This is a genomic window from Moorena sp. SIO2C4, from assembly GCF_010672485.1.
GTDB lineage: Bacteria > Cyanobacteriota > Cyanobacteriia > Cyanobacteriales > Coleofasciculaceae > Moorena > Moorena producens.
The window spans coordinates 1-5,091 of sequence record NZ_JAAHGN010000531.1 but is presented as its reverse complement, the minus strand read 5'-3'; the positions used below and the strand labels follow the sequence as shown (position 1 = coordinate 5,091).

At 44.9% G+C, this 5,091-nt stretch carries 3 protein-coding genes; 2 read left to right on the top strand and 1 reads right to left on the bottom strand.

The window, feature by feature from the left end; translation table 11 throughout:
* The first annotated feature begins 648 nt into the window (after positions 1 to 648).
* On the top strand, positions 649 to 1,020 hold the full coding sequence (locus F6K20_RS23670; RefSeq protein ID WP_008178733.1) for a hypothetical protein: 372 nt from the start codon (positions 649 to 651) through the stop codon (positions 1,018 to 1,020).
* Positions 1,021 to 1,353: 333 nt separating this feature from the next.
* Here F6K20_RS23670 and F6K20_RS23665 read toward each other — a convergent pair whose 3' ends face one another.
* Positions 1,354 to 2,133: a hypothetical protein gene (locus F6K20_RS23665; RefSeq protein ID WP_008178731.1), complete on the bottom strand. Its 780-nt coding sequence runs from the start codon at positions 2,131 to 2,133 to the stop codon at positions 1,354 to 1,356.
* A gap of 1,096 nt (positions 2,134 to 3,229) precedes the next feature.
* Here F6K20_RS23665 and F6K20_RS23660 point away from each other — a divergent pair.
* Positions 3,230 to 5,091: glycoside hydrolase family 5 protein (locus F6K20_RS23660; protein WP_502708868.1), on the top strand; the 1,862-nt coding region annotated here is incomplete at its 3' end.

The window sequence follows — 5,091 nt, the reverse complement described above, 5'->3', positions numbered from 1 at the left end:
TGATTACGTTGAGCCAATGAGCGTCGGCAGGTTATGGGTATTTGGTTTAAGTTATGTGAATAAGGCTCAACTGTCTTACGGTAACTTCAAACCACTCGCTATTGCATCAAGACAGTGAGATGCACCCTGGCCATCACAATAAGGATAAAGGTAAAGGGAAATTTTTCGGGTTCATCCCAGGTTACTGTCACTCTAAATCTTGACTCTTGGTCAGAGCAATAACTGAAAAAACTCGCTTCCTCGTAAGTTATTCCCGCCTCACTGGTGTGGGGATATAAGTCAAGATAAATTGGCCATAAATTCAATTAGTCGTTAACTAAAGTATAACTTAAAAAAACTAATTGCAAACTATGGATTTTTTTAAAATTTAAGCGTTATAACATTGCATAACTGACTAAATACTACCAATCCATGTTCTTTTTAGAGAATCAACTACGACAGCTACAGCTACATAAATTTAGCGTTTATATCACCAGACCTATTACCTTGGGATACCAATGGTAATAAGTTATTATCCCACGGGATAAATTCTCAAGAGCAAACCCTAAGAGGATTTGTTCGTTGTAGACTACAACGAATTTTAGCGAATCCATTTTTCATCAATTACCATAAAGAAAATAAGAGCTATAATAAACTTAGAGGTACAAAATGAATACTTGGGTAAAGTCAGAAGCTGCGTACCTAGAAAATCATCGCCCTTGGTACGAGGGACCTCATGGAACTTGCAATCTCCTCAAACCCACTCTCATCCACATGGGAGACGATAAGCCACTTCATTTGATGTTCCCTGTCCATTGGACTGAAGCTATAGATGCCTTACCTCAAGCTAAAACAATGGCACGGCAACTCAATGGGTTCTTAGTACTACTGCTTTATGGACAGGCATCTGACCAAGAAATTCAATCCTTGGTACTAGAATTAGCAGAATCCCAAGTTCTCCCCCTATGGCTAGGTTGGCAAAATAGGAAAAGGTTCGACCGCATTGTAGCAATGCTTTCCAATCATTCTGAGCTTAATTGATGTCAGTGCATATGATGTCAGTGCATAGTCAGGGTGCATTCAAGCAATTCAGCATTGATCTTGACAGTGCTTGCATACTTTGTGACGATAATTCTTTAAGAATCAGACCTTGAATTATTGAAGCAATAGAATTATTGAAGCAATCCACATCAACATTATGAACAGACTAGAAACACTCCAGCTGAGGTGATTAGGGCTTTTATTAAAACATTACGTCGTAAGATTCCGGTTTGACTAGTAAGAAAAGATAATGACTAACCCTTGATATGACTTAACTATCAATATCTAGGAATTAGCCATTACCAAGTTTTTTTGGTAGCTATCTGATCACGACTACTCGAGTGAAGTTTTGGGTGACCGTCTTTCCATAGCCTTTTTTACAGTGACCATCTGAGACATCAGATGCTGAATTTTAGTGTAGAGTTGGTCAAACTCATCACGATTAAGGGAAGTTGGGTTAATCTGTGGCTCCTGAGCAGCATTGGGTGGAGCATAGGCTAGAAATGATTGAACCGATGGAAACCTAGCCGTAGCTGCTCGCACGTCCAAGTCGGGTTTAGTGGGGGGTTTAGTGGATGGTTCATGGTCCACTGCTTGAGTGTTAATGATTACTGGTTCAGTTACCGACCCAGTTTCGGGAATCGGATGGTAGGTTTTGGGCAAGGGTTCAGAACTGACTTGCTCAAGATTGGTAATTGGCTGGTAGTTGTCGTTCAAAGATACTGAAGTGTCTTTATCTGAGGTAAACTCCCTGAGTCCAGAAGCATCTAACCTAGAGTCTGAGAGCTGAAGTGTCTCTAACAATTCCTCCTTTTTCTTGAGATTTTCCTCAAGACCGGATAACTGTGCCTCTATATCAGACCGGTTGCGGTCAGCGGAGCGCCATCCAGTGATCGCCACCGTAGCAGTTCCTAGAGTCACACTTAGTAGCGCTGCTAAGCCCAAGTAAGGTGGAGCTACGTCCATTAGTTTACCATCAAACACTGGCTCCTCTTGCACTTGGATATTCAAAGGTTCAGAGCCAAACCAAGCCAGTGGTATGGTTAGGACTGCAAACAGTGCAGCTGAAAATACGATCGGTTTCAGGACAAATTGTTTAATCGGAGATGTCATAATCAGTAGTTTCCTTGGATAGTTGCCGCATAAGCCATTTAACCTGAGCCGTGCAAAACTCTGCCAAGTTTTGATCAAATTGTCAAGAGTTTAGTCTTTGGCTCACTACTTATCAGTGGTCAGCGGCAGAAGTTTTTTGTAGCTACACCCCTTAATACTTTCGCTTTTCTTTAAGTTAATCCGTAGTGAGCCCATGTTTCATAAAACTTTCATGAAACGGTTCACTAACTTGATGAATTTTATATGAATAACTAGTAAAGCTATATAAACCCGGTCTAGATTGAAACTTGCAGTTCCTAGTGATCACCTGAAAGCTTTACAATTCAGGGGCTATGTAGCTCACAATACTCCCTGAAAAAGGGACGGTTTTCAACGTGGATGTGGGGGAAACTAAAAAGGGTTATGGAGCTAAAACCCATGTTCAATAAGTATTTGACTGTATGCCCCCCCAAAAGTTGTTGAGTTTTTTTAATACCTGCCCTGACTTAGTCTTTGGAATCTGTCAAAATACTTTGTGAAGGTTGTGTAACCCCCACCAGAAATTCCTATAGGTGCGCTTTCCAATGGGCGAGTAAATCGCCCTTGGGTCGCACCTGCTGATTTCGACTCTAGGCTTTACCCATCAAGCATTACAGGATTTTTAATCAGGGGCATTTTCTGGTTTCGGTTTTGACGAGATACACTGACATTAGGGCTAGTTTTGGGTATTGATATTAAGGGATTGTCTATCGTCACCTACCCATTGCCCTATATATAGTTGCTTAATTTAGTTTGTCGAGTTAGCCAGGGTGAAGGAAGCTCAATCTCAAGTTCTTAGGTGCGCTTGACCTTGGCGAATTAAATTTGCCACGGGTCGCACCTCTAGTTGTGACTAACTCTACCTCTTCTCTTGTAGAAACCGATGTCTAGATTTTTCCGGCACATATCCCGAGTTGCCCGCATCCTATCAACTATCCTGCTGACAATCATCAGCCATTTCGGGCAGCCTCGACGGCGCAAGCCTGGGCATAGTAGGCTTCCTAAGTACCAGCGAACCAAATTTACACTTCCTTGGCGAATCATTGGTCTTGGCTTAGCGTTAGTCTTTTTATCCCTGATGGAATTAACCTTGCCTTCTCACCATCCTGTTGATGCAGCCAATGCAGCAAGAACCATGCAGCTACCTCTTTCTACCCAAGGATCACAACTACTTGATTCCCTAGGTCGCCCGATATTACTCAGAGGGGTGAACTGGTTTGGGATTGAGACAGAGTTGCATGCTCCTCATGGGTTGTGGAAACGAGACTACAAGGATATGTTGGCGCAGATCAAAAGCTTGGGCTACAACATGATTCGGCTGCCGTTTTCTATCCAATCCCTAAGAGCCTCAGAGGTCAGTGGGATTGATTTCAACATCGGTAACAATCGGGAGCTTTACGGTAAATCGCCCTTGGAGGTCATGGATGCCATTATCAAGGAAGCCCAGCAGCAAGGCATATTAATTTTGTTGGACTGTCACCGACTCAATGACCAACGTATTCCTCCATTATGGTATGGGGATGGGTTTACGGAAACTGATTGGATAGAAACCTGGAAAATGCTGGCAACTCGTTACCGCAATCAGCCTAATGTCATTGGTGCAGACCTGAAAAATGAACCCCATGGTCGAGCCAGCTGGGGAACAAACGATCTAGCCACTGACTGGCGACTGGCAGCACAGAGGGCTGGTAATGCCATTCTTGCGGTCAACCCCAATTGGCTGATAGTTGTTGAAGGTGTGGAAAAGAATGTTCCACGTCAACGACTAGCAACCCATTGGCATGGGGGTAATCTGGAAGGGGTTAGGGAATATCCAGTACGTTTGTCTAATGCCAATAAGCTGGTCTATTCCCCCCATGAATACGGCCCTGGAGTTTTCAATCACCCTTGGTTTTCAGAACCGAGTTTCCCTAACAATTTGGAATACCGCTGGGAAATTGCTTGGAACTATATCGCTAGAGAAGGCATTGCGCCGATTTTGATCGGAGAATTCGGTGGTAAGGAGGTAGACCCTAACTCAAAAGAGGGACTCTGGAAGCGGCGGCTGGTAGATTACATTAATCGAAACAATCTAAGTTTTGCCTACTGGAGTTGGAATCCCAATAGTGGGGATACTGGCGGGATCCTGCAAGATGATTGGCAGAGTGTGGAGGGTCCTAAACAACAACTGCTTCAGGGACTGCTAATTGCCAACAATTTCGCCCCGAACGTGGGAGTTGCTCCGATTATCCCGTCAATTTCCATACGGCGACCAAGTTTCCCACCAGGCAGAACCAAACCAATGCCCACGCCATTGCCAAATTCCCAACCCAGCTCAATCGGGCAAATGCCTACACCAACACCAAGTGGGCAACCATCCAGGAGGGTTGCACCACTACCTCCACCCCTCTCTAATCCCACACCCAGGAGGGTTGCACCACTACCTCCATCCCTATCCAATCCCACACCCAGGAGCGTGGCACCACTACCCCCACCTAACCTGCGTAACAACCCTGGTGTAATCGCACCGTTACCGGCACCTAACCTGCGTACTAACCCTGGTGTAATCGCACCGTTACCGGCACCTAACCTGCGTACTAACCCTGGTGTAATCGCACCGTTACCGGCACCTTTACCTGCACCATCACCAACTGTCACACCAAGGCAAGTTACACCCCTTCCCCTACCGTCACCCCTTGCTAATCCAGGTTTAAAGGAGCCACTACCTTTACCATCCCCCAGTGCCAAACCCAGCGGCATGGCACCCTTACCTTCACCGCCACCGGATACCAACCAAGGTTTAAGGGAGCCAATGCCAACACCCGAACCTAGCCCTAATCTCCCTAACCCTAATCTCTCTACAAGGTCACAGACTCGAAACCGTGTCCCTTTAAAAGTGGTACCTAACCTGCATTCAGATTGGCAAGAAGGATTTTGCATCGGTATACAGGTTATCAATGA

Coding starts and splice junctions, on each gene's coding strand:
- F6K20_RS23665 (WP_008178731.1), bottom strand. CDS start 2,133: ATGACATCTCCGATTAAACAATTTGTCCTGAAACCGATCGTATTTTCA.
- F6K20_RS23670 (WP_008178733.1), top strand. CDS start 649: ATGAATACTTGGGTAAAGTCAGAAGCTGCGTACCTAGAAAATCATCGC.